The sequence below is a fragment of the Alteromonas sp. ABH4_452 genome, from assembly GCF_056311825.1.
Map to the genome: position 1 here is coordinate 340,153 of NZ_CM149973.1, position 24,770 is coordinate 364,922.

Genomic DNA, 24,770 nt, shown 5'->3' on the forward strand with positions numbered 1-24,770 from the left:
CGTGAAACCATTACCCCTTCCCAAGCAAAAAAACCTGCGCGCAGATTGTGCGTGGGTCATTTATCAAATTTTAGAGCAAGGCAAGTCATCGCGTGAATGCCTAGAACGCGTTCAGCGCAGACACAACGCCAAAGATAACGCATGGATTCAAGAAATGTCGTTAGGGGTAATGCGTCGCCTTCCCCTTTTGCAACACTGGCTACGCTCTTTGCTAGATAGACCCTTAAAGGGAAATAAAAAGGTTATCGAGCACCTTATACTTCTTGGCTTGTACCAGCTTAACTTTTCACGAGTTAGTAACCATGCTGCAGTAGGTGAAACCGTTGCTGCAGCGTCTTATTTAAATGCAGCAGCGCTTAAAGGCTTGGTAAATGCGGTATTACGCAATTTTCAGCGAGAGAACCTTGCCGACAAAAACGTTGATGATGCCATTATAAACAGCGGTTTACCTAAGTGGCTGTTTAAGGCAATAGAGACCGCCTATGGCGCCGATGCCGACCAAGTGCGTAGCGAAACTAACGCTATGGCTCCCATCTGGCTTCGTGTAAATAAGCTGCAAACAACATTGGTAGCATTCACCGAGGCGCTAGATAATGTTGGCGTAGAATATACCCTTAGCGACAATCACGCAGATGCAGTAATTTTAACTAAGCGTGAAGACATTACTGCCCTGCCTGGCTTTGATAAAGGGCACTTTGCGGTGCAAGACGGTGCAGCTCAATTAGCCGCACACTACTTACAGCCGCAAGCTAGTGAGCGTATTTTAGATTGTTGCGCCGCACCAGGTGGAAAAACAGGGCACATTGTTGAGTGCGCACCGGATACTGAGTACGTGTTGGCACTTGATGCCGACGCTACACGCCTAAAACGCGTAGAAGAAAACATGACGCGCCTTAAACACGTTGTGGATATTAAGCAGGGTGATGCAGCTAATCCAGAAACTTGGTGGGACGGAAAGCCCTTCGATAGAATATTACTGGATGCCCCCTGCTCTGCTACTGGCGTTATACGACGTCACCCAGATATTCGCTGGCTTCGAAAATCCAATGACATCGACAATTTAGCGCTGCTACAACGCCGCATATTAGATACGCTATGGGGCCTATTAAAACCAGGCGGCACCTTGCTTTATGCAACCTGTTCTATTTTACCAAAAGAGAACATGGCGCAAATACAGCAGTTTCTAGCCGACACGCCAAACGCCAAGTTATCGCCTGTAGTGAAAACAGAAACCATAGACAAACCTGGACGTCAGATAACGCCGGGGGAAGAACAAATGGATGGTTTCTATTATGCGAGGCTGGTAAAGTCGTCAGACTAAGTTTAATAGTTGTGCAGGTTACATAGTTATGACCTGCACAGATATGAAGGCAAAATAATAACGATGAAGATCATCATTTTAGGGGCCGGACAAGTAGGCGGAACTCTTGCTGAAAACCTAGTAGGTGAAAATAACGAAATTACCGTTATTGACTCTGACCCCACTATTCTGCGCGCGCTGCAAGACCGTCTTGATTTACAGGTAGTTACAGGTGTAGGTTCACACCCAGATGTATTGCGCAAAGCCGGTGCGGAAGATGCTGATATGCTGATAGCCGTAACCAATAGTGATGAAAGCAACATGCTTGCCTGTCAGGTTGCCTATAGCCTTTTCAAAACGCCCACAAAAATTGCCCGCGTACGCTCAGAACAATACATTATTTATCAAGAGCAGCTATATAAGCAGCAAGACATACCGGTAGACCACATTATTGCCCCAGAGCAACTGGTAACTAAAGCAATTAAACGTCTTATCGATTATCCCGGTGCCCTTCAGGTTGTTGAGTTCGCAGAAGGCAAGGCAAGCTTGGTAGCCGTTAAAGCCTATTACGGCGGCTTATTGGTAGGTCACGCGTTATCTGCACTTAAAGATCACATGCCTAATGTGGAAACCAGGGTTGCAGCTATTTACCGTCGCGGCCGCCCTATTCGACCACTGGGAACAACGGTTATAGAAGCAGATGACGAAGTATTCTTTATTGCCGCCACCAAGCATATTCGTGCAGTAATGAGTGAGCTTCAAAAGCTCGAGTCTAGCTACAAGCGAATTATGATAGCCGGCGGTGGTTTAATTGGCGCAGGGTTAGCGAAGAAGCTTGAACACAATCATAACGTTAAGCTTATTGAATACAGCCCGGAGCGGGCAAAGTATTTATCTGCCAACTTAGATAAAACCATTGTCTTCAGTGGTGACGCGTCTGATCCTGAATTGCTTAGCGAAGAAAATATCGAACAGGTCGATGCATTCATTGCGGTTACCAACGATGATGAAGCGAATATTATGTCGGCCATGCTGGCAAAGCGCATGGGCGCGCAAAAAGCCATGGTACTTATTCAGCGAAGTGCTTATGTAGATCTCGTTCAGGGTGGCGAGATAGACATTGCGTTTTCACCACAACAAGCCACTATTTCGGCACTACTTACGCACGTGCGCCGTGGTGACATTGTTAACGTTTACTCATTACGTCGCGGCGCAGCAGAGGCTATTGAAGCTATTGCCCATGGCGATGAAAACACGTCTAAAGTGGTTGGCAGACAAATTGGCGATATTAAGCTACCTCCAGGTACGACTATCGGTGCTATTGTTCGCGACGAACAGGTGATTATTGCTCATAGTGATACCAAGATAGAAGCTAACGATCACGTTATTTTGTTCTTGGTGGATAAGAAGTACATCAATGATGTAGAAAAGCTGTTCCAGCCCAGTGCATTCTTCTTTGGCTAGCGCTATACCCCTCTTTAATAAAGCTTCGCAAAGATATCAGAGTACAGTGATTCGAATATAGACTCATAGAACAAAGGGCGATTATTATCGCCCTTTTTTCTAGATATTAGCTTCGCCAGAACGTAGGCGAGAACAGTACCAGTAATGAAAAGACCTCTAGTCGACCAAACACCATACCCGTTACTAGGATCCATTTGCCTGCATCAGTTACATCGGCATAGTTTGCTGCCACACTGCCTAGGCCCGGGCCTAAGTTATTTAGCATGGCTGCCGTTGCAGTAAAAGCACTGAGGTTATCTAAACCTGTAGCAATTAGACCTATCATTATTACCACAAATACTACGGCGTAAGCCGAGAAAAAACCCCATACAGCTTCTACCACTCTGTCGGGCATAGCACGGTCGCCAAACTTAACACTGTACACGGCTTTAGGGTGGATAAGTCTGTCTACTTCACGCTTGCCTTGTAAAAACAATAAGCACACACGTACTACCTTTAAGCCACCACCTGTGGAGCTGGCGCAACCGCCTATGAAGCTAGAAAAAATAAGCATTATGGGTAAAAACGTAGGCCATACAGAAAAGTCAGTAGTGGCGAATCCGGCCGTGGTGCTAATGGACACTGCCTGAATCATAGCCTGATCTAGAGCTTGCTCTGCTGAACTATAGTAGCCTGATAGAGTGAGTACTAGAAAGCAAATACCAATTAGCGACGCTTGAATAATAAAGAAGGCTTTGAATTCAGGATCTTTAAAGTAGCCTTTCACTGAGCGTGAACTTACCGCGGCGTAGTGCAGCGAGAAATTCAGCGCAGCAATAAGTAAAAAGACCGTACAAACCACGTTTACCATTGGGCTGTTGAAGTACCCTAAGCTCGCATCATGGTTAGAAAACCCACCAATGGCTACGGTTGAGAATGCATGGCATATAGCATCGAATACATTCATACCTGAAAGCCAATATGCTCCCGCGCACGCAATGGTTATAGTTAGGTAGATATACCATAGATGCTTTGCCGTATCGGCAATACGCGGTGTCATCTTATTATCTTTAACCGGGCCGGGTGTCTCTGCTCGATACAGCTGCATGCCCCCAACACCAAGAATAGGTAATATGGCAACGGCAAGTACGATGATACCCATGCCGCCTAGCCACTGAAGTTGCTGCCGGTAAAATTGTACTGAATGAGGGAGAAAATCTATCCCTTCGATAACCGTCGCACCTGTGGTCGTCAGGCCAGAAAACGATTCAAAAAAAGCATCGGTTACTGTCATGCTAGGTTGCTCAAGCAAGATAAGTGGAATTGCACCCACGCTTGCCAGTACTGACCAAAACAGCGCGACTATTAAAAACCCTTCTCGCGCTCTTAAATCATTTTTTTGCTGACGATTGGGATACCACAAGGCCATGCCGCCAATGACACAGAATATAAAAGCGAGAGTGAAAGGAAGACCGCTGCCATCTTGATAAATCAACGACACAATAGCTGGTGGGATCATGGTTACGCTAAAAAGCGCTATTAGTAACCCGAGTATTCGTATGATGGCACGGTAGTGCATTGTTTATTATGCCTTTATTTTTATAGCGCGCATAAGGGCTTAAGCGCCCTAGTTTTAATGATTTTTTGAACTGACTTCAAAAAAACAAACGTCGTTACCTCAAACAAAAAAGGTAAAACTCAATGTGTTTCGTATAGGGTTTTGATTATAGGACTATAATCAGTAAGGGGAAACCTTTGTCTCCCCACATTATTAAGCTAATTATATAGAATGGCGCTTAACTTTTCGGTTCAGAAAAGCCAGCCCCAAGTTTTCTATTTCATGGCAAGTACAGTCTTGACCATTTTGCTAATACTCGCATTCGCCTCACTAACGCTTTGCGCCAGCATATAGGCAGGTGTAGTTACCAGCTTCGCATCATTATCCACGACAACCTCATCGACTGGGCACTCTACATGAGTGGCACCTAAGGCATTCAAGCCGCAAGCCGTGGCCTCATCGTCGCCAATAGTTAGCTTAGTCTTGTTGCTATACACTTTGGCGGCTAAAGCTGGTGCAATACACGCATAAGCTGCAGGTTTTTTAGCTTGTGCAAATGCCTTACAGACCTCAAGAACCTCTTCGTTAAAGGTACATTTATCACCGTCTACAGCAAAGGTGCAAAGGTTTTTCGCCGCACCAAAGCCGCCGGGCAGTATAAGTGTATCAAATGCATTAACGTCACAATCAGTGACAGGCTTTATATTGCCTCTGGCTATTCGGGCTGACTCTACCAATACGTTTCTGGTTTCCCCTTCCGCCACTTCACCGGTTAAGTGATTGACCACGTGAAGTTGCTCTACATCGGGCGCGAAACATTGATAAGATGCCCCCTCTTGCTCAATGGCTAGAAGCGTTAATACCGCCTCATGTAATTCTGCCCCGTCGAACACACCACTACCACTTAAAATAACGGCTACTTGTTTCATATTGTCCTCCTAGACGTTATGCCATCTACTTATTCAAAATTTGGCTATTAAACACACAAGTGTACAAAAAAAGTTCTTATAAATACGTGTATACAATGTTAACGGTTATGCTACATTACTTGACCAACTTGGTTAAACCAAAAATAAACGTACACCAAGTTATCCACACAAAATGGAATGATTAGTAGCAGGTACGCTGTTTTCACACCTTAGTCTCATTCCCTTATTTTTCTTGATTTAGATGGTGATCTTTAACTTGACAAAGATCATCCGGATCACTGTGCCTGAAACTTTAGATCACAAAGTTATCCACAGGCAAAATGTGATCGGCTGTCACGTTTAATCTTCCTTCATGATATGGCGATCTGCCCTAGCCTGTGGCATCCTTGCGCTCATATTGTATATTGGAAAATCGCCCGCTATGCCAGATTCTAAAAAGCCTCCATTTATTCTTGTCGATGGATCGTCATATCTCTTTCGTGCCTTTCACGGTTTACCCCCTTTAACGAACTCAAAAGGCCAAGATACCGGTGCCATTTATGGTGTTGTGAACATGCTTAAAAGCTTGATCAAGCAATACAACCCTACCCACATGGCAGTAATTTTTGATGCCAAAGGAAAAACGTTTCGAGACGACATTTATAAAGAGTATAAGGCGAATCGTCCGCCTATGCCGGATGAGCTAAGAAGTCAGATCGAACCATTACATACCATCATTAAGGCGATGGGCTTACCGGTTATCGTAGAGTCCGGAGTAGAAGCAGATGACGTTATAGGTACATTAGCCAAACATGCGACAGAGAAAGGAATTGATACCCTTATCAGCACTGGCGACAAAGACATGGCGCAATTGGTTAATGAACATGTCACCTTGATCAATACTATGACCAATCAAGTAATGGACGTTGAAGGCGTAAATACTAAGTTTGGCATACCTCCTGAACTTGTAATCGACTTTCTCGCATTAAAAGGCGACAAAGTAGATAACATACCCGGCGTACCTGGTGTAGGCGATAAAAGTGCTCAAGCTTTACTTAATGGTATTGGCGGTATCGACGATATTTATAAGAACCTGGATAAAATCGCCGATCTATCGTTTAGAGGTAGCAAGTCAATGGCGGCTAAAATGCAGGAGTACGAGGAGCAAGCACGACTCTCTTATACCCTAGCCACTATTAGCATCGATCTTGACCTAGAGTATGATGTTGAAGCCTTGATGCCTAGCCAACCCGATAATGAACAACTTCGCGATCTATTCGCTGAGTATGAATTCAAACGCTGGCATACAGAAGTAAGTGCGCTTGTGGCGGGCGGTGATACCTCAAATAGCGACACGACTAGCAGTGAAGATAGCAGCAGTGCACAAGAAAGTGAGCAAAGTACATCGGTAGATATCGACAAATCGAAATACGAAACCGTACTTGATGAAGCGCGCTTTAACGCTTGGGTCGCTAAGCTTGAAAAAGCTGAGCTAATTGCCTTTGATACCGAAACTACTAGCCTTAACTACATGGATGCCGAATTAGTTGGCGTTTCATTTTGTATAGAAGAAGGTGAAGCAGCTTACGTACCTGTAGCCCATGATTACCCCGATGCGCCGGCACAGCTATCACGAGAGTTCGTATTAAACGCATTAAAACCTATTTTGGAATCAGACAAGGTTATCAAAGTAGGCCAGCATATTAAGTACGATAAAAATGTACTAGCGAACTATGACATAACCTTAAATGGCATTGGCTTTGACACTATGCTTGAAAGCTATGTACTAAACAGCACCGCCCAGCGCCACGATATGGACTCGCTAGCTCTAGCTTATCTTGGTCATAAAACCATTCACTTTGAAGAAATTGCTGGCAAAGGCGCAAAACAGCTTACCTTTAACCAAATTGACCTAGAAGAAGCAGGCCCTTATGCAGCGGAAGATGCTGATATAACGCTTCGCTTACATAACGCTATTTGGACTAAGTTAAAAGATATTCCAGAACTTAAAAACTTGTTGATAGACGTTGAAGTTCCCCTTGCGTGCGTCCTTTCTCGCATGGAACAAGAAGGCGTGCTGATTGACAGCCAGAGACTTAGTCAACAAAGCCAAGATCTTGCTAGTCGTATTGCCGAACTTGAAAGTGAGGTTCATGAGGAAGCGGGCGAGCCATTTAACTTAGGCTCAACAAAACAGCTTCAGCATATTCTATTTGAAAAGATGTCGCTGCCAATTATTAAGAAAACGCCAAAAGGCGCGCCCTCTACTTCTGAGGATGTACTTCAAGAACTGGCACTTGAGTATCCGCTACCTAAAAAGATCATGGAATACCGCGGTTTAACTAAACTCAAGAATACCTACACCGATAAACTTCCTAAGATGATCAATCATCGCACAGGTCGGGTGCATACGTCTTATCACCAAGCGGTAACGGCAACAGGGCGTCTTTCTTCAACCGATCCTAATTTACAAAACATTCCTATTCGCAATGAAGAAGGTCGTCGCGTACGCCAGGCTTTTGTTCCAAGGGAAGGAAATAAGTTTGTCGCAGCTGACTACTCTCAAATTGAGCTGCGTATCATGGCCCACCTTTCTGGTGATAAAGGCCTACTCGATGCCTTTGCTCATGGCAAAGATATTCATAAAGCAACGGCATCTGAAGTATTCGGCGTACCACTTGATGAGGTAACAACCGAGCAGCGACGCAGCGCGAAAGCGATTAACTTCGGCCTAATTTACGGTATGAGTGCGTTTGGACTGTCTAAGCAACTTAATATTCCACGTAACGAAGCCCAAAAATACATGGACCTTTACTTTGAGCGCTACCCTGGTGTGCTTGAATATATGGACTCTACTCGTGAGAGTGCAAAGGAAAAGGGTTATGTAGAAACTGTATTTGGTCGCAGGCTATACCTGCCTGATATTAAAGCAAGTAATGGCGCACGCCGAAAAGGTGCAGAACGCGCAGCAATCAATGCGCCAATGCAAGGTACGGCGGCAGACATTATTAAGATGGCCATGATTAAAGTTGACGACTGGATCAGAAAAAATGCATCCGATGATGTAACCATGATGATGCAAGTGCACGATGAACTGGTTTTCGAAATTAAAGAAGACAAAGTAGATACCTATGTTTCTACTATTACAGCACTTATGGAAAGCGCAGCCACACTTAATGTGCCGCTCGTTGTTGAAGCTGGTGTGGGCGAAAATTGGGATGAAGCACATTAGTTTGGTAATTAGATTACAGTTTCAATACCCAGTTGGGAGTTATTTACATTAAATTTGGTAATTTAATTACATAATGCCCTTGCCTTTTCTGTGCTTTGTTGTAATATTACGCATGTAGGGTACAGAGGTGAGAAAGCTGTTTTCAAACCTTTGCTTTAACCCCGACAGTTTTGTCGGGGTTTTTTTATATCTGCAGAAAATAAATAACTGTTAAATATCAAACACATAACACTTTAAGTGATTTTTCTTTCTATTTTTCCTGAACTTCTTTGATTACTACTACTCTATATCTACGGTTTTTATGTGTTTTCTCTCAGTTTACGCCTCGCTCTATGCGGGGCGTTCTTTTTTCTAGCGCATCGAGCTTTCCCACTAAATACACCAAGTCAGCACAAGTGAAATTCACCGTTAATGTTATTGGACTTCACTATCGGAAGTATCTTCATCAGCTGATTTGTCCAACCCGAACCATGAATCCAAAATACGCTCTAGCTCTGGTAAACCATGTTTATTTAATGACGAAAAGGTTTGTACCGTTACATCACCCATAAATGCCATAGCAGCTTCACGGGCCATTAAAAGTTGTGCTTTGCGCTTTCCGCTTTTCAGTTTATCGGCTTTTGTAAGAAGAGCGAGTACAGGGATATCCGACGCCACAGCCCAATGAATGAGGTCTTGGTCTAAATCTTTAAAAGGATGACGAATATCCATTAGGACCACCAAACCTTTTAGCGACTTACGCTTTTGAAGGTATTCACCTAATGACGCTTGCCACTTCTTTTTCATCGCCACCGGGACTTTAGCAAATCCGTAACCCGGCAAATCGACAAGGCGCAAGTCTTCCTCTAATTCAAATACATTGATTAATTGAGTACGACCTGGTGTTTTACTGGTTCTCGCCAAGTTTCTTTGACGGGTTAATGTGTTAAGCGCACTCGACTTTCCCGCGTTCGAGCGACCCGCAAACGCAACTTCAATACCGCTGTCATTCTTTAAATGACGAATGTCAGGTGCACTCGTAAAGAATTTTGCTTTGGTGTAATACGACATCTAGACTTACCTCCACATGCGTCTCAACCTTTGGTTTACAGTTTTTTAATGAATAAACCAGCTAAAAACCATAGTTTTATCATGGAATAGGTTTTTCTGACGCGTTAAATGTGTAAAATACGCATGATATCACGTATATCACGCGAGCCGTTGGATCCATTTAAGAGATTTATTATGAAAAAACTGTGTTTGTTGGTGTGTATGTCTTTGGGTTTGAGCGCAACTGCTATGGCAGAAGGCGACGCCGAGGCAGGTAAAGCGAAATCTGCAGTATGTGCAGCCTGTCATGGTCCTGATGGTAACAGCATGATTGACATGAACCCAAAACTTGCTGGCCAGCATGAGAAGTACATTGTTAAGCAATTAACCGAATTTAAACTTGCTTCTCGAACGGGTGGCGAGGAAGGTCGTAACAATGCTGTGATGAACGGCATGGCTGCTCCACTATCAGAGCAAGACATGAAAGACCTAGCTGCTTATTTCTCAAGCCAAGAGCCTAAAGCGGGCGAAACGCCTGAGCAATATGTAGAAGCTGGACGCGCACTTTATCAAGGTGGTGACGAGTCGCGTGGCGTAACAGCATGTATCGCATGCCACGGACCTAAAGGTAACGGTATGGCATTAGCAGGCTTCCCTGACATCAGTGGACAGCACGCTACCTACACTGCATCTCAGTTAAAGGCTTTCCGTTCTGGTCAACGTCACAACGATATGAATGGCATGATGCGTGATATTGCGATGAAATTAACCGACGAAGATATCGAAATTTTATCTAACTATATCGCAGGCTTACACTAAGCCGTACCGTTTTTACACACTGTTGTTAAAATTTTGTTACCATAAAAGTTGTATTTTAAAATTATTCGTGTAATCTAACGGCGTAGTTTGTAGGTGCCTTTGAAAATCTACAAACTAAACAACAAGAATAATAATAAAAATGCAGCATGGAAGACGGGATAAAGAGCCACGAGGGCCAAAAACAACAATACAGCTCTGCTAAAAATAAAAATAAGGGGAGCACAGCTAGGGAAGCCAGCTACACATAGATGTGTATAACGGGAGAGGTGTCATCTGACACTCATACAATGTAAGGTGATGGTGAAAACCATCACCTTTTTCTTTTTTAGCCCCTTTATTAATATCCGCCTTTTATGTCTTGTCCTTTATGCCAAAGCGCTAATACATCATCTCACTACCACACTGATAAAAAGCGGGAATACCTCCAGTGTAGTCAATGCGAACTTGTTTATGTTTCTCCTGCGTTTCTGCCGTCAAAAGAAGTAGAAAAACAGGAATATGATCTTCACGAAAACAGCTTCGAAGATGAAGGATATCGAAAGTTTTTAGGAAAGGTTTTAACCCCGCTCTCACCTTTTATAAAAGCAACTAACGCAGGAGAGCTTTCTGGACTAGACTTTGGCTGCGGTCCAGCACCTGTTCTAGCAAGCATGCTGTCAGAAGAAGGAGTGAATATGACTACATACGACCCCTTCTATGCCCCAAACTTAAAGGTACTAGAGAGAAGCTACGACATTGTAACCTGTACTGAAGCTATCGAGCACTTTCACTCCCCACACGTGGAATGGGCGCTGTTCAACAAACTTGTTGCCCCTGGCGGGGTTCTTGCCATCATGACAAAACGCGTGCTCGATAAAGCCCGCTTTGCAAATTGGCATTATAAAAACGACATCACACATGTAAGCTTCTTCAGCGAAAAAACCTTTGAGTATTTAGCACAAAGAGACGGCTATGACGTTAAATTCCCAGCAAATGACGTTGTGCTAATGAAGAAGCGCTGAAATAGATTATCTATCACTACCTTTATGGCATATTGATTTTTAACCGCACACCCAAAGATCAATACGTAGGCACTAATTCGCGCTATAATAGCGTTGTTTTTTCACTCTCTTTGTTATTTGGAAATTATGGCACGTTCAAAGAAATCTCGTAAAGTCGGTCAAATCGGCGTTCGTAAAGACCCAGACTTTAAACCTAGCGAAAACCGTAAATCAGACTCACCTCGCCCTAAAAAGCACAAGGGTAAGCCTGCAGGTAGCCGCCACAATGTTGAACAGAAAAAAGTAACTGGCAAAAAGAGTGCTGAGAATAAAGATCCTCGTCACGGCAGTAAGAAGCCTGTTCAGCTTGTAAAAACAGTAACGCCAACCCCTGCTCAAAAGAAGAAGTACGCAACTCCAGCCCAAGAGTTGGCAGCCCTAGAAGCAGACCAACGTTTAACAGATTTACTTGATAAGCTTGATGATGACAAGCCGCTTACTCGCGAGCAACAAGCGTACGTAGACGAAAAAATGGCACGCCACCGCATCCTTTGTGACCTACTAGGTATAGTGGAAGAAGATGATGAAGACGACGATATGGATCCGTTTAACGATTTAGACGCTATTAACATCGACGACTTTAAGCATTAATAGAAACAGGAAAACGTTATGCTTTGGGCAGTACTTTCAGGCATTGCGCTACTAATCATTGTTGGGCTTGGCTTTTACGCAGGTAAGCTGCTGTTTATGCTAAAGCAGCAGAAAGCGCGACAGGAAGCCGCAAGGCAATCTCGCATTGCTAATATCACTGACAGCATCATAGTGATTGCTAAAGCGATGGAGCAACAGCAGTGTGATTTATCAGAAGGTGTTATTCGTATCGTTAACTTGCTTAACGCCCTTCCTATTAATTCACCACCTGACTTTAAAGCGCAGTATCCGCAAGTTCATGCACTTTTCACCGAGGTCAGTGGCTTTGCGATTTTAGAGGCAAGACAACAACTTCCCAAAAATGAGCGAAGAAAACAGGATATCGCACGAGAGCAAATTGAGTCTGAATACGAGTCTAAGGTATTGGATGAATTGCCACCGCTTAAAGCCTACTGTGAAACCTTGATAAGCGCTCAATAGAACGTAGTGATAAGGCGTAAAAAAGAAGCGTTAGGCAGTATTTAAAAAAGACCGATCATCATTGGGTGCTCGGTCTTTTTTCTATCGATTGCTTTCTATATCCGCGTTTTATGTCGCTTTCCCTACTACTTTATCGCTAAGTCACAGGTACGCTGATAACAGTGGCACCCTACTTCGTGATCGTTAACCATTCCCACTGCCTGCATAAAAGCGTAGCAAATCGTTTCACCAACAAAATTAAACCCATGCTTTTTTAATGCTTTTGACATCGCTTTCGATGCGTCGGTAGAGGTGGGGGCCTGCTTAAAGTTATCCCAAGCATTTATCACAGTACGCCCGCCTGTGAATTGCCAAATAAACTCGCTGAATGGCTGTGTTTCTTCTATGGCCAGATACCCTTTAGCATTTTTAATAACAGACTCTATTTTAAGCTTGTTTCTGATTATACCGCTGTCGTGCATTAGTCTTTCGACATCAGCGGCGCCCATCGTCGCGATTTTCTCAGGGTCAAACTGGTGAAATGCCCGCTCAAAATTCTGCTGCTTTTTAAGGATAGTTAACCAAGACAAGCCTGCTTGCTGACCATCTAGGCATAATTTAGCAAACAGCGCTCGGCTATTTAGCTCAGGTACACCCCATTCGTTGTCATGATAAGCCAGATAAATAGGGTCATTGCTCACCCAACCGCATCGGTGTAATGGCGTATTTTGTGCTGTTTTTAATTGATTGCTCATGGCTTAAGATTAAATCCTTGTTGTGAAGTGGCATATTGCCTGTATTCGTGACGTTTTTTCACCCTTTACACCTACATACTATGCCTCACAAATTGTATACTATCCCACCTCAATTTTAAGTCAGTTAACTAATAAGCAGCGGATGTATGCAGAAATACGATATTAAAACCTTTCAAGGGTTGATCCTTGCGCTACAAGATTATTGGGCGCGTCAGGGCTGCGTTATTATTCAGCCTCTGGATATGGAAGTGGGTGCAGGTACTTTTCACCCTATGACATTCCTACGTTCTTTAGGTCCAGAGCCAATGAGTAGCGCCTATGTTCAACCATGCCGTAGACCCACCGATGGTCGTTACGGTGAGAACCCAAATCGCTTACAGCATTACTATCAGTTCCAAGTAATGCTTAAGCCTTCACCTGACAATATTCAGGAGTTGTACTTGGGCTCTTTGAAAGAGTTAGGCTTTGATCCGCTGGTTCATGACATTCGCTTTGTAGAAGACAACTGGGAATCACCAACGCTTGGTGCGTGGGGACTAGGTTGGGAAGTATGGCTTAACGGTATGGAAGTGACTCAGTTCACCTACTTCCAACAAGTAGGCGGCCTTGAATGTAAGCCTGTTACTGGTGAAATCACCTACGGCTTAGAGCGACTAGCTATGTACGTTCAAGGTGTAGATAGTATCTATGACCTAGTATGGACTGACGGCCCAATGGGTAAAGTCACCTATGGTGATGTATTCCATCAAAACGAAGTAGAACAATCTACGTATAACTTTGAACACGCCAACGTGGAAGCCCTGTTTAGAACTTTTGACGAGTGTGAAGCCGAAAGTAAAAAGCTAATTGAGAACAACCTTCCGCTACCCGCTTATGAGCAGGTTATGAAGGCATCTCACGCATTTAACTTGCTTGATGCACGTCATGCTATTTCAGTAACAGAACGCCAGCGCTATATTCTTCGCGTTCGTACGCTTGCCAAAGCGTGTGCAGAGAGCTATTACCAAGCACGTGAAGCACTAGGCTTCCCACTATGTAACAAGGAGGCATAAGCGTGCGTACAGAAAATTGTTTAGTTGAATTAGGTACTGAAGAGTTACCACCAAAAGCACTTAAGTCTTTGGGCGAAGCCTTCGCCACACAATTTGAAGCAGCACTTAGCCAAGCTGACTTAAGTTTTGACTCAGTTAGCTGGTTTGCAGCCCCTCGCCGCTTAGCGGTTTACGTTTCAGGTCTTGCTGAAGGCCAAGCTGATAAAGTAGTAGAGAAACGCGGTCCAGCAGTATCTGCGGCGTTTGACGCTGGTGGCAACCCCACTAAGGCAGCTCAAGGTTGGGCACGCGGTAACGGTATCGACGTTTCTGACGCGGAGCGCTTGGTTACAGATAAAGGTGAATGGCTTCTTCATAAAGCACATGTGCCTGGTCAAACAATTGCTGAGTTGTTAGAAGGTTTGATTAATCAAGCAGTAAGCAAGTTACCTATTCCAAAGCCTATGCGCTGGGGTAACTACAACACTCAGTTTATTCGCCCTGTGCACACCCTTTGTGTGCTTTATGGAAGCGAAGTGGTTAACGTTTCAGTATTGGGCCTAGCAAGCAGCCGCGTTGTTCAAGGTCATCGATTCCACGGCGAAGGTCGCTTTGAGCTTGATCATGCTGACAACTACGCCTCTGCACTAGAGCAACAATATGTGCTGGCAGACTTTGAGGCGCGCAAAGATAAAGTGCGTCAGCAATTAGAAGACGCAGCTAAAAACCTATCGCTTAAGCCAGATTACGATGAAGAACTGCTTGAGGAAATTGCTTCCCTGGTAGAGTGGCCTGTTGTGCTGCAAGCAGGATTCGATAAGGGTTTCTTAGAAGTCCCGAAAGAAGCGCTTATCTACACAATGAAGGACGACCAGAAGTATGTACCGCTGCTTGATAGTGATGGCGCACTTTCTAATACCTTCTTGTTTGTAACGAATATTGAAAGCCATGACGCATCTCAGGTTATCTCAGGTAATGAGAAGGTTATACGCCCTCGCCTTGCCGATGCAGAGTTCTTCTTTAATAGCGATAAAAAGACAACGTTAGAAAGTCGCCTTGAAAGCTTAGAAACCGTGTTATTCCAAAAGCAGCTTGGTACGCTTAAAGAAAAGTCTGAACGTATATCTGCCCTATCGGCATTTATCGCTTCGCAAATTGACGCAAATGAAACACAAGCAGCGCGCGCAGGTCTTCTAGCTAAAACCGACTTAATGTCGAACATGGTTATGGAGTTTCCAGACGTTCAGGGCGTTATGGGTAAATACTATGCGCTAAACGACGGTGAAGATGCACCTGTAGCGGAAGCTTTATATGAGCAGTACATGCCACGTTTTGCTGGTGACGCACTTCCTAGTTCTGGCGTAAGCGCATCAGTAGCCCTTGCTGACAAACTTGATACACTGGTTGGTATATTCGGTATTGGCCAGCTGCCAAAAGGTGATAAAGACCCATTCGCGCTTCGTCGTGCAGCTATTGGTGTTTTACGTATTGTTACCGAGCTATCTTTGCCTTTAGACCTCGAAACACTTGTGAGCAAAGCAATTGAGGTATATGGCGATAAATTAACAAATGCTGAAACACAAACGCAGGTTGTTGATTTTGTATTAGGTCGCTTCAATGCCCTCCTACAAGATCAAGCTATCGCCATTGACGTTATTCAGGCCGTAGCAGCCCGTCGCCCTACGAAGCCTTCTGATTATCTAGCTCGTGTCCATGCGGTAGATAAATTCAAGGCATTAGAAGAGGCAGAGGCGTTAGCCGCCGCTAATAAACGCGTAGCCAATATTCTTGCTAAGCAAAAAGTAGATGTGACTAACTCGGCGAATATAGATGAATCGTTACTAGTGGAAGACGCTGAAAAAGCGCTTTACGCTGACTTAAAAGCCGCACAAAAAGAAGTTGATAGCGCGCTACCTTCGCATGATTACACACGCATTCTGTCGGCACTTGCTACGCTGCGTAATGTAATCGATAACTTCTTCGATAACGTAATGGTTATGGCTGATGACGAAGCGGTTAAGAATAACCGACTTGCTTTACTGTCGCTTTTAAGGCAACTTTTCCTTACTACCGCAGATATTTCAATCCTTGCGAAGTCATAAGGCTAGTTAACGTTAATGCAGTCTAATGCTGCAATAAATGAAAGCCCAACCCTTACGTTGGGCTTTTTTATAAAGGGAGAAACTGTGAAAAAGTTACTAACTATTGCTTCTATGTGCATAGCCCTGTCAGCATGCTCAAGCAGTGGAAGCTTTAAGATCCCAGAAATAGCACCGGAAGTGCCACGTATTCAATTTGAAAACATGTTTTTAAGAGGCGTGTTTAATTGGTGGGAAGCCGATGCAAGCTATAAGTTCAAAAGGTCAGATTCAGGTTGGGCAGTAGATGTTGAACTGATTGCCGACGGACAACCTTACGATTTCAGATTATCTGATGCAAAATGGACGCCCTCACAGAGCTGTGGAGGCAAATATAAAGGCCAGCCTGTGATGCTAGGCTCTACCGCCTATTTAGTCTGTGAGCAAGGCTCAGAGAACTTACAATTCACCCCCTCTACTACTGGCACTTATCGCTTTACAGTAAACCCTGCTAGTGCAGGAGAAGTCGCATTAATAGTGACCAAAGTTTAAAAAGAATGCCGCATTGAAGCGGCATTTTTTTACATATATCATTAATCATTTTATCCACTACGGTAAACACACTATAACGTTACTGTCTTGTAGCGAATTTTCTCGTTCTTTATACATAAAAAAAGCGACCATGTGGTCGCTTTCTTTTCAGCAGATTTTATCTACTACACGTCTAGGTTTTCTACCTTTAGCGCATTCGCTTCGATGAATTCTCTACGCGGCTCTACTTGGTCGCCCATTAACGTTGTAAATAATTGGTCACAACCGATAGCATCTTCAATAGTAACTTGAAGCATACGACGGCTTTCAGGGTCCATGGTAGTTTCCCAAAGCTGCTCCGGGTTCATCTCGCCTAGCCCTTTATAGCGCTGAATGTATTGTCCACGTTTCGCTTCATTCATTAACCACTCTAAAGCGTCTTTGAAAGACTCTACTGGCTGCTTACGCTCACCACGCTTAATGTAAGCGTCTACACCCATCATATCATTGATAGCTAAGTTAAGTTCTTTCAGACGCTGGTACTCAGACGACTCAATGAATTCATGGTCGATAATGTACTCATAATCGATACCGTGCATACGCATGATAATCGTAATGTAGTATTCGCTTAACTCTGCGTCAGTACGAATTTCATAACGGTACGTTGCACCATCGTTTTCGCGCTCTGTAAGCTGCTCTACGAAGTGTTTCGCTACGTGCTCCAGAGCTGATTCATCTTTCAGATCTTCAAGGTTAAGCGTAGGCGTGTACAGCATGCGGTAAAGAATCGCTGAAGGCATTTTGCGCTTCATACGGGCAATCATTTTCTCTACTGACTGATATTGCTTAACTAGGTTTTCTAACCCTACACCGCTGATACCTGGATCGTCATCACTAGTGTGCAATGATGCCCCATCAATAGCGATACCTGTAAGATAATTAGTCAAAGCATCATCGTCTTTTAGATATTGTTCTTGCTTACCTTTCTTCACCTTATAAAGTGGAGGTTGAGCAATATAAACATAACCACGTTCGATGATTTCAGGCATTTGACGATAGAAGAACGTTAGTAGAAGCGTACGAATGTGAGAGCCATCCACATCAGCATCGGTCATGATAATGATGCTGTGATAGCGTAGCTTTTCTGGGTCATATTCGTCACGGCCAATACCACAGCCTAATGCTGTGATAAGCGTTGCAACTTCTTGTGAAGAAAGCATCTTGTCGAAACGTGCTTTCTCAACGTTAAGGATTTTACCTTTAAGCGGTAAAATAGCTTGGTTTTTACGGTTGCGACCCTGCTTGGCTGAACCGCCCGCTGAGTCACCCTCCACTATGTATAGTTCGCTCAGTGCAGGATCTTTTTCTTGGCAATCAGCAAGCTTACCTGGCAGACCAGCCAAATCTAGTGCGCCCTTACGGCGTGTCATTTCACGTGCTTTACGAGCAGCTTCACGCGCTCGCGCAGCATCGATGATTTTACCTGCAATAATCTTACTTTCAGCTGGGTTTTCTAATAGGAAATCGGCAAGCTTTTCATTCATCGCAGATTCAACCGCAGGACGAACTTCAGAAGATACAAGCTTATCTTTTGTTTGTGAGCTAAATTTTGGGTCAGGTACTTTTACTGAAATTACAGCTGTAAGACCTTCACGAGCATCATCACCACTGGCGTTGGTTTTAGCCTTTTTATTTAGGCCTTCCTTTTCCATATAGTTGTTCAGCGTACGCGTCAACGCTCCACGGAAGCCTGCTAAGTGAGTACCACCATCACGCTGTGGAATGTTGTTGGTAAAACAGAAAACATTTTCTTGGAAGCTGTCGTTCCACTGCATTGCAACTTCTACAGCAATGCCATCTTCCTGCTCGCTGGCGAAGTGAAACACTTTTTGATGTACAGGCGTTTTCTTTTCATTCAAATATTCAACAAAGGCTTGAATACCACCTTCGTACATGAAGTGGTCTTCTTTACCGTCGCGTTCGTCTTTCAAACGAATTGACACACCAGAATTCAAAAATGAAAGTTCTCTAAGGCGCTTAGCAAGAATATCGTAATGGTACAGTGTATCTGTAAATGTATCAGAGCTTGGCCAGAAACGAATCATTGTTCCTGTTTTGTCTGTATCGCCAGTAACTGCAAGAGGAGCTTGTGGAACACCATGTTGGTATTCTTGCTCATGAGCTTTGCCAGCGCGACGAATGCGCAGCTTCAGTCGACTAGAAAGTGCATTTACTACCGATACACCAACACCGTGAAGACCGCCGGAAACTTTATATGAGTTGTCATCGAATTTACCGCCTGCGTGAAGCACCGTCATAATAACTTCAGCTGCAGACACACCCTCTTCAGGGTGTAATTCTGTAGGGATACCACGTCCATCGTCAGACACAGAAACTGATCCGTCACTATGGATTTGCACAGTTATTTCAGAACAGTGTCCCGCCAGTGCTTCATCGATAGAGTTATCGACTACCTCAAATACCATGTGGTGCAATCCGGTACCATCATCAGTATCACCGATATACATACCCGGACGCTTTCTTACTGCATCTAATCCTTTAAGTACTTTAATACTGGACGAGTCGTAGTTGTTCTCTTCTGACATACTAGCTTTTACTCCTCTTTCACGCTTCCATGTTCCACGTGAAACATTTTCTTTTCGTTGTATTTTTGTATAAATGCGAGTTGCGAGGACTCAATTGCAGTAACGAAAACCTGCGTATCCATTTCGAGCAACCCATCAATAAATTGTTCTCTTTTATCTGCGTCTAACTCAGCACCTACATCGTCAAGTAGAAATATACTTTTCCGTTGGGTTGCCGAATTGAAAAGCTTTGTCTGTGACATTTGTAATGCAGCCACAGCCATTCTAAGCTGTCCTCTCGATAAAAGCTCTTGGGCATTAACACCATTCACTTTAAGCCTTAAATCTGCTTTGTGAGGCCCAGAAGAGGTATGTCCTATTTTACCATCATACTCGCGTTTTTTAACTAAGCTTTCTGATAAAGCGACATCTTTTTCCCACCCTTTATAGTAACTTAATTCCACATCAAAGTTTGGAAGAAATTCTTCTGCATACTGTTTAAAAATAGGTGTAAGTCTATCGACATAGCTTTGTCGAGTAGACGTTAACGTCTCTCCCAGTTCGGAAAACTGTGTTTCCCAATATTGGTTTTGTGGTGCGGACAAGTTAGCTTGCTGCTTTAATAGAGCATTTCTGTGTTTTAAAAACTTACCATACTGATTAGCAAGAGATTGAAATTGATGTTCCACGTGAAACAACCCCCAATCACAAAAACGTCGACGTTCAGATGGCGAGCCTATTATGAGGTCTGTACTTTGAGGCGTAAAAAGTTGAATAGGAACTAAGCTGACTAAGTCAGACAATTTATTTGAGTGTTCGCCATCAATACTACAGGTAAATGTTTCGTTTTTACTTCTTTGAAAACCGAGCTTCAGTTTTTCTTCTGTTTCAGTTTTACAGGAAGCAAAAACGCTAAAGCTGTCTTGCCCGTTCTGAATAACTGAATTGTGTTTATTCGTTCTAAAAGAACGACCAAACCCTAAATAGTAAAGCGCTTCAATTAGTGATGATTTTCCACTGCCATTTGCACCTTTAATTATTGTTAAGGAAGGTGAAGGAGAAAGCGTTACGGAAGTAAGATTACGAAACTGAGTAATCTGGACTCGGTCCAGTTTCATGAGGCCACACTAAAGATAAAAAAGAAGCGATAAATAACTAAACTTATCGCTTCTTGGATTGAATATGTAGATAGCAAAATACAGCCGTTACAAGAAAAAAGGGCAAATACTTTTATAGAGTAAACTATAGTCGCATTGGCATAATTACATATAACGCGGCATCATCAGCATCATCTTCAATGAGCGCACTCGCATTGGAATCAGACAGACTTACTTTTACGCCATCAGACCCTAATGCGTTCAGTACATCTATAAGATAGGCAACATTGAAACCTATTTCTAAATCATCGCCCTGATATTGAACATCAACGATTTCTTCGGCCTCTTCTTGCTCTGGGTTATTTGCGGTTATTTTGAGTTCACCGGAAGAGAGGTTTAATCGTACACCTCTGAACTTTTCATTGGATAATATTGCAGCTCGCGAAAATGCCTCTTTTAGCACCGCCTTACTCGCAATAATTTCCTTGTCACCATTTTGAGGCAAAACACGGCGATAGTCTGGGAACCTACCATCTACTAATTTTGAAGTGAAAATGAAATCGTTTGAGAATATGCGTAGGTGATTGGCGCCAATTTGTACTTTAAGCGATTTGTCATCTTCGCTAATAAGACGAGAAATTTCTAATACACCTTTACGAGGAATAATTACTTGGCGAGCCGGTAACGCAGTTTCATAGTTCAAACGGCAGAGGGCTAATCGGTGACCGTCAGTAGCAACGGTTCGAATGATATTCTCTTCAGTTTCTAAAGACATACCGTTTAAATAATAGCGCACATCTTGTTGCGCCATAGAAAAACTGGTTGCATCGATAAGACGTTTCAAGTCACTGCACGTTAATTCAAATTCGACCTCACCTTCCCAATCTTCAAGATTAGGATAGTCGTTAGCAGATAACGTAGAAAGTGTGTAGCGACCTCGACCCGCACGAATAAGCGCTTTGCTTCCGTCTAAGGAAAAATGAATGTCTGTTCCTTCAGAAATACCGCGGATAATATCAAACAGCTTTTTAGCTGGAACAGTAATTTCACCTTCGGTGAATTCGCCCTCTAGCTTTACACTAGAAATTAGCTCAACCTCTAAGTCTGTACCGGTAAGCCAAAGTGCGTCCTCACTAACTTTAATAAGAACGTTAGAAAGAATTGGCAACGTATGTCGACGCTCAACAGCACCTGACACTAATTGTAGGGGTTGTAAAAATTGTTCGCGGCTTATAGAAAATTTCATCGCTGTGCTATCTCGCCTCTCAAAGTCGTGTTGTTAGGAAGACAAAGTCCTAATGAGGTTCTTATAGTCCTCTTTTATATCATGACTTTCTTCTCTTAGCTGCTCTATTTTTCTGCACGCATGCAAAACGGTAGTATGGTCTCGCCCACCAAACGCATTACCTAATTCAGGCAAGCTGTGATTAGTTAGCTCTTTAGCCAGCGCCATCGCTACTTGGCGAGGACGTGCTACGCTACGACTACGGCGTTTAGACAAAATATCAGCTACTTTTATTTTATAATAATCGGCGACAGTTTTCTGAATATTATCAACAGTAACCAACTTTTCTTGAAGTGCTAATAAATCGCGCAGCGCCTCGCGCACAAAATCAATGGTGATAGGACGGCCAGTAAAGTTAGCATTTGCAATAACTCGATTCAAAGCGCCCTCTAGTTCACGTACATTCGAGCGTAAACGCTTAGCGATAAAGAACGCTACCTCATTAGGTAAATGTATGCGGTTTTCAGCTGCTTTACGCATCAAGATTGCAACTCGGGTTTCAAGCTCAGGTGGCTCAATAGCAATTGTTAAGCCCCAGCCAAAACGCGACTTCAATCTATCCTCTACCCCGTCAATCTCTTTGGGGTATCTATCAGAGGTTAAGATAATTTGCTGGTTACCTTCTAAAAGCGCGTTGAACGTATGGAAAAACTCTTCCTGCGAACGCTCTTTGTTTGCAAAAAATTGGATATCATCGATAAGTAGCGCATCGACGCTTCGATAGAAACGTTTAAAATCTTCTATAGCATTATTTTGAAGCGCCTTAACCATATCTTGCACAAAGCGCTCGGAATGCATATAAACAATTTTGGCATCGCCATTGTTTGCAACAATACCATTGCCTACCGCATGCAATAAGTGAGTTTTACCTAAACCTGTTCCACCATAGATAAACAATGGGTTATAAGAACCGCCAGGATTATTCGCAACTTGAGTCGCCGCCGCGCGTGCTAGTTGGTTAGATTTACCTTCGACGAAATTATCGAACTGATACGTCGGATTAATATTGCTCTTATGTTTCATCGCTTCAGGGATCGGGATCACCTTTGGCGGCGTTGACGATCGTGGCGCATGATTTCCGTAACGATTCAGACCATTAGGATCTACATTTCTTGCAGCAGTATTATTCTGATCAGCTTGCTGTGAATAAGCACCAAGATCCTTATTTTGATCTTTATAATTAAAGTGATCGCTACCGCTAGCCACATTACTGTTTTGAGGTATGGTGGGCTGACGCTGATACGATGAATGCTGAACCTGGCTCTCGTCGTTGCGGTTAGTAAATTGTGGCGCGCTGTAATTTGAATTATGTCCGTGATTCGGAGAATTTACAGTAGTAGAACTATTGGTGTAGCTATCACCGCTTGAACTATGTACTGAACCAGCAGCATTACCCGTAGCCGGCTGAGAACGGTTTACGCTATTGCGACTCATTACCTCTAAACGCAACTGAGGTGCATCGGCTCCAGCAAATTCCCTTAGCAGAGCAGTAATATTATTCAGGTACTTGTCTCTTACCCAATCAAGCACAAAACGATTAGGAGCGTATAGCGCTACAACACCGTCTTGCTCTTCACAAACAAGCGGTCGTATCCACATACTAAATTGCTGCGTAGGTAGTTCTTGACGCAGTCTTTCAAGACATTGGTTCCACAAGGACATGGTACGTTGTTAGCTCCCGTAACTCGCTAAAAACCACCCTCTTTTGAAAGCCAAGCATAGAATAGCAGGCACTGAAGCGCGCCATTAGAAGAAAATAGCGTTGGAGGTGTAGAGTAGCAGCGAGAAATTTAAGTTTTCGTTTTAATCGCTGTGGATTATCTTACGTTATCAACACAATGTAAATGGTGATCCCGACCGATCTTTTCGATCAAAATATTAAGCCATTGAATTTAAACACATTAACCTTTAGATCAAATGTAACTATAAGAAGAAAAAATCATTCTAAATTTCACTAAGAAAACCACTAGATCACCTTGCAATTTATATCTAACATCATGTTTTTCACAATCAGCTGTGGATAACCTGAGTCAAATTTATGCGTTATTCACAACTAAATTGTGTAAAAAACAATGTTATCGTTCAAAAAACAGCATAAATTGTTCACTTATTCGTCCGAAAAGCAAGAATATCCATTGACAGCAGGCCCCGAGATCTCTAGAATTCAGCGTCCTTTTTCGATGGGCTTTTCTGGTGAAAACACCACATTGTTCTGGCAACAGTATAATGTGTTACCAAAAACGCCTATGTTTAACTAAATATAAGTGAGACTTTGGTCATGAAAAGAACATTTCAACCGAGCAATCTAAAGCGCAAGCGTTCTCACGGTTTTCGTGCTCGTATGGCGACTAAAAATGGTCGTAAAGTACTAGCAGCTCGCCGTGCAAAAGGCCGCGCTCGTCTTTCTGCTTAATTAGAAAGACGCCAAAAGTGGGTGAGAATAATTTTTCAAGGGAGTTACGTCTGTTAACTCCCACCCACTTTACCTATGTGTTTGATGACGCAACCCCTGCTGTATCCCCCTCTTTTACTGTTCTAGCTAGAAAAAATACACTTTCTAATCCTCGTTTGGGTATTACGCTCGCTAAAAAACGTATTCGTAAAGCGCACGATAGAAATCGATTAAAACGATTAGTCAGAGAAAGTTTTCGGCATAAGCAGCACAACTTACCCAATGTTGATATTATCGTTATTGGCAAGTCAGGCGCTGACAACCTTAGCAACCAAGAAGTTTTCGCTACATTGGACAAGCTATGGAAAAAATTAAACAAGCGTTGCGGCAACTCTTAATTGCTGTGCCTTTGGCCTTGATAAAATTTTATCAATGGTTCATTTCCCCTATATTAGGGCAACGATGTCGTTTTCATCCTTCTTGTTCTTGGTATGCTATAGATGCATTAAAAACACACGGATTAGTAAAAGGCGGTTGGTTATCTATTAAACGCATATTAAAATGCCACCCTTTGCATGCCGGCGGATATGATCCGGTGCCGGAAAAACAACAAGATAAACACTCAAAATAAAGAGAC

The 24,770-nt window shown here is 43.3% G+C and carries 21 protein-coding genes; 13 read left to right on the plus strand and 8 right to left on the minus strand.

Annotated features, from left to right (window positions below; genetic code table 11):
• Position 1 precedes the first annotated feature (1 nt).
• Together rsmB and trkA are read left to right on the plus strand one after the other, a co-directional pair.
• Positions 2-1,321 carry a 16S rRNA (cytosine(967)-C(5))-methyltransferase RsmB gene (rsmB, locus tag ACYX4N_RS01475; protein WP_476055375.1) on the plus strand — a complete coding sequence of 440 codons (1,320 nt, stop codon included), beginning with the start codon at positions 2-4 and terminating at the stop codon, positions 1,319-1,321.
• 63 nt (positions 1,322-1,384) lie between these two features.
• The gene (gene trkA / locus ACYX4N_RS01480; protein WP_136782368.1) at positions 1,385-2,764 is read left to right on the plus strand and encodes a Trk system potassium transporter TrkA; all 1,380 of its coding nucleotides are present in this window, start codon (positions 1,385-1,387) and stop codon (positions 2,762-2,764) included.
• A gap of 106 nt (positions 2,765-2,870) precedes the next feature.
• Here the strand turns inward: trkA and ACYX4N_RS01485 are convergent, their stop codons facing one another.
• A complete protein-coding gene (locus ACYX4N_RS01485) occupies positions 2,871-4,322 on the minus strand; it encodes a TrkH family potassium uptake protein (protein ID WP_474803290.1) in 1,452 nt (483 codons plus the stop codon).
• 254 nt (positions 4,323-4,576) lie between these two features.
• Positions 4,577-5,230 (minus strand): isoprenoid biosynthesis glyoxalase ElbB, encoded by a 654-nt coding sequence (elbB, locus tag ACYX4N_RS01490; protein ID WP_179981874.1) that lies wholly within the window; start codon positions 5,228-5,230, stop codon positions 4,577-4,579.
• Between the two features lie 421 nt (positions 5,231-5,651).
• Between elbB and polA the strand changes: the two genes are divergently transcribed.
• Entirely contained in the window at positions 5,652-8,441 is a 2,790-nt protein-coding gene (polA, locus tag ACYX4N_RS01495) for a DNA polymerase I (RefSeq protein ID WP_476055376.1), read from the plus strand.
• A 414-nt stretch (positions 8,442-8,855) separates the two neighbouring features.
• On the opposite strand, the gene yihA is transcribed toward polA, so the two are convergent.
• The gene (gene yihA, locus ACYX4N_RS01500; protein ID WP_474856766.1) at positions 8,856-9,491 is read right to left on the minus strand and encodes a ribosome biogenesis GTP-binding protein YihA/YsxC; all 636 of its coding nucleotides are present in this window, start codon (positions 9,489-9,491) and stop codon (positions 8,856-8,858) included.
• A gap of 174 nt (positions 9,492-9,665) precedes the next feature.
• On the opposite strand from yihA, the gene ACYX4N_RS01505 reads away from it, so the two are divergent.
• The 4 genes from ACYX4N_RS01505 (at position 9,666) to ACYX4N_RS01520 (ending at position 12,400) form a co-directional block, all read left to right on the plus strand.
• The gene (locus tag ACYX4N_RS01505) at positions 9,666-10,289 is read left to right on the plus strand and encodes a c-type cytochrome (RefSeq protein ID WP_476055377.1); all 624 of its coding nucleotides are present in this window, start codon (positions 9,666-9,668) and stop codon (positions 10,287-10,289) included.
• Between the two features lie 353 nt (positions 10,290-10,642).
• A complete protein-coding gene (locus tag ACYX4N_RS01510) occupies positions 10,643-11,290 on the plus strand; it encodes a class I SAM-dependent methyltransferase (RefSeq protein ID WP_476055378.1) in 648 nt (215 codons plus the stop codon).
• A gap of 126 nt (positions 11,291-11,416) precedes the next feature.
• A complete protein-coding gene (gene yihI, locus ACYX4N_RS01515; RefSeq protein WP_476055379.1) occupies positions 11,417-11,920 on the plus strand; it encodes a Der GTPase-activating protein YihI in 504 nt (167 codons plus the stop codon).
• 18 nt (positions 11,921-11,938) lie between these two features.
• Complete coding sequence (locus ACYX4N_RS01520; protein ID WP_179981868.1) at positions 11,939-12,400, plus strand: DUF2489 domain-containing protein; 462 nt, start codon at positions 11,939-11,941, stop codon at positions 12,398-12,400.
• A 125-nt stretch (positions 12,401-12,525) separates the two neighbouring features.
• Here the strand turns inward: ACYX4N_RS01520 and ACYX4N_RS01525 are convergent, their stop codons facing one another.
• Positions 12,526-13,134: a DNA-3-methyladenine glycosylase I gene (locus tag ACYX4N_RS01525; protein ID WP_476055380.1), complete on the minus strand. Its 609-nt coding sequence runs from the start codon at positions 13,132-13,134 to the stop codon at positions 12,526-12,528.
• A gap of 146 nt (positions 13,135-13,280) precedes the next feature.
• Here ACYX4N_RS01525 and glyQ point away from each other — a divergent pair, with 146 nt between their 5' ends.
• From glyQ to ACYX4N_RS01540, 3 genes are all read left to right on the plus strand, one after another.
• On the plus strand, positions 13,281-14,186 hold the full coding sequence (glyQ, locus tag ACYX4N_RS01530) for a glycine--tRNA ligase subunit alpha (RefSeq protein ID WP_014947716.1): 906 nt from the start codon (positions 13,281-13,283) through the stop codon (positions 14,184-14,186).
• Between the two features lie 2 nt (positions 14,187-14,188).
• Positions 14,189-16,267: a glycine--tRNA ligase subunit beta gene (gene glyS / locus ACYX4N_RS01535; protein WP_476055381.1), complete on the plus strand. Its 2,079-nt coding sequence runs from the start codon at positions 14,189-14,191 to the stop codon at positions 16,265-16,267.
• A gap of 84 nt (positions 16,268-16,351) precedes the next feature.
• Positions 16,352-16,795, plus strand: a complete 444-nt coding sequence (locus ACYX4N_RS01540; protein ID WP_476055382.1) for a hypothetical protein — start codon at positions 16,352-16,354, stop codon at positions 16,793-16,795.
• Between the two features lie 164 nt (positions 16,796-16,959).
• Here ACYX4N_RS01540 and gyrB read toward each other — a convergent pair whose 3' ends face one another.
• From gyrB to dnaA, 4 genes are all read right to left on the minus strand, one after another.
• Positions 16,960-19,380 (minus strand): DNA topoisomerase (ATP-hydrolyzing) subunit B, encoded by a 2,421-nt coding sequence (gene gyrB / locus ACYX4N_RS01545; protein WP_474803310.1) that lies wholly within the window; start codon positions 19,378-19,380, stop codon positions 16,960-16,962.
• An 8-nt stretch (positions 19,381-19,388) separates the two neighbouring features.
• Entirely contained in the window at positions 19,389-20,477 is a 1,089-nt protein-coding gene (recF, locus tag ACYX4N_RS01550; protein ID WP_476055383.1) for a DNA replication/repair protein RecF, read from the minus strand.
• A 124-nt stretch (positions 20,478-20,601) separates the two neighbouring features.
• On the minus strand, positions 20,602-21,702 hold the full coding sequence (dnaN, locus tag ACYX4N_RS01555; protein WP_474856758.1) for a DNA polymerase III subunit beta: 1,101 nt from the start codon (positions 21,700-21,702) through the stop codon (positions 20,602-20,604).
• Positions 21,703-21,735: 33 nt separating this feature from the next.
• A complete protein-coding gene (gene dnaA, locus ACYX4N_RS01560) occupies positions 21,736-23,403 on the minus strand; it encodes a chromosomal replication initiator protein DnaA (protein WP_476055384.1) in 1,668 nt (555 codons plus the stop codon).
• Positions 23,404-24,019: 616 nt separating this feature from the next.
• Here dnaA and rpmH point away from each other — a divergent pair.
• Genes rpmH through yidD form a run of 3 tightly spaced genes read left to right on the plus strand, consistent with a single transcriptional unit; the run spans position 24,020 to position 24,764 of the window.
• Positions 24,020-24,154 carry a 50S ribosomal protein L34 gene (gene rpmH, locus ACYX4N_RS01565; RefSeq protein ID WP_014290886.1) on the plus strand — a complete coding sequence of 45 codons (135 nt, stop codon included), beginning with the start codon at positions 24,020-24,022 and terminating at the stop codon, positions 24,152-24,154.
• Between the two features lie 17 nt (positions 24,155-24,171).
• A complete protein-coding gene (gene rnpA, locus ACYX4N_RS01570; protein ID WP_334059820.1) occupies positions 24,172-24,531 on the plus strand; it encodes a ribonuclease P protein component in 360 nt (119 codons plus the stop codon).
• On the plus strand, positions 24,516-24,764 hold the full coding sequence (yidD, locus tag ACYX4N_RS01575; RefSeq protein WP_205422076.1) for a membrane protein insertion efficiency factor YidD: 249 nt from the start codon (positions 24,516-24,518) through the stop codon (positions 24,762-24,764). Before rnpA ends, yidD begins: the two co-directional genes overlap by 16 nt.
• Positions 24,765-24,770 lie beyond the last annotated feature (6 nt).

Bases quoted from the DNA above. Each gene is read 5' to 3' on its own strand.
- dnaA (WP_476055384.1), bottom strand. From the start codon at position 23,403: ATGTCCTTGTGGAACCAATGTCTTGAAAGACTGCGTCAAGAACTACCT.
- ACYX4N_RS01510 (WP_476055378.1), top strand. From the start codon at position 10,643: ATGTCTTGTCCTTTATGCCAAAGCGCTAATACATCATCTCACTACCAC.
- yihA (WP_474856766.1), bottom strand. From the start codon at position 9,491: ATGTCGTATTACACCAAAGCAAAATTCTTTACGAGTGCACCTGACATT.
- glyQ (WP_014947716.1), top strand. From the start codon at position 13,281: ATGCAGAAATACGATATTAAAACCTTTCAAGGGTTGATCCTTGCGCTA.
- trkA (WP_136782368.1), top strand. From the start codon at position 1,385: ATGAAGATCATCATTTTAGGGGCCGGACAAGTAGGCGGAACTCTTGCT.
- yihI (WP_476055379.1), top strand. From the start codon at position 11,417: ATGGCACGTTCAAAGAAATCTCGTAAAGTCGGTCAAATCGGCGTTCGT.
- rpmH (WP_014290886.1), top strand. From the start codon at position 24,020: ATGAAAAGAACATTTCAACCGAGCAATCTAAAGCGCAAGCGTTCTCAC.
- gyrB (WP_474803310.1), bottom strand. From the start codon at position 19,380: ATGTCAGAAGAGAACAACTACGACTCGTCCAGTATTAAAGTACTTAAA.
- ACYX4N_RS01525 (WP_476055380.1), bottom strand. From the start codon at position 13,134: ATGAGCAATCAATTAAAAACAGCACAAAATACGCCATTACACCGATGC.
- ACYX4N_RS01505 (WP_476055377.1), top strand. From the start codon at position 9,666: ATGAAAAAACTGTGTTTGTTGGTGTGTATGTCTTTGGGTTTGAGCGCA.
- ACYX4N_RS01485 (WP_474803290.1), bottom strand. From the start codon at position 4,322: ATGCACTACCGTGCCATCATACGAATACTCGGGTTACTAATAGCGCTT.
- polA (WP_476055376.1), top strand. From the start codon at position 5,652: ATGCCAGATTCTAAAAAGCCTCCATTTATTCTTGTCGATGGATCGTCA.
- elbB (WP_179981874.1), bottom strand. From the start codon at position 5,230: ATGAAACAAGTAGCCGTTATTTTAAGTGGTAGTGGTGTGTTCGACGGG.
- recF (WP_476055383.1), bottom strand. From the start codon at position 20,477: ATGAAACTGGACCGAGTCCAGATTACTCAGTTTCGTAATCTTACTTCC.
- dnaN (WP_474856758.1), bottom strand. From the start codon at position 21,702: ATGAAATTTTCTATAAGCCGCGAACAATTTTTACAACCCCTACAATTA.
- ACYX4N_RS01520 (WP_179981868.1), top strand. From the start codon at position 11,939: ATGCTTTGGGCAGTACTTTCAGGCATTGCGCTACTAATCATTGTTGGG.